Genomic DNA, 238 nt, shown 5'->3' on the forward strand with positions numbered 1-238 from the left:
GGAGGAAGACCGCCGTGTTCGTTCACGATTTGCATGAACTCGATATACGGGAAAGTCCCGCAATTCGCGACGGCGATCTCACGGGCCTCTTCAACTTGCTCACGCGTCAACGGATTAGCCACGATATTCCGCAGCTCGGCTTGCAGGCCGAAGAAGATGGAAGCGCGGTATTCCTTGTCCGATCGTGCCGAGCAGTACGACGAAGCAAACTGCACGCCGGGCGGCAGTTGAGCTGCGT

At 58.0% G+C, this 238-nt stretch carries 1 protein-coding gene; it reads right to left on the reverse strand.

Annotated elements, in window-relative coordinates; translation table 11 throughout:
• A partial coding sequence (locus AC1RPN_RS09205) for a nicotinamide phosphoribosyltransferase domain-containing protein (protein WP_481763882.1) occupies positions 1-238 on the reverse strand: 238 nt, incomplete at both ends.

The organism is Dellaglioa sp. CoH-57-MRSF-20, from assembly GCF_056781955.1.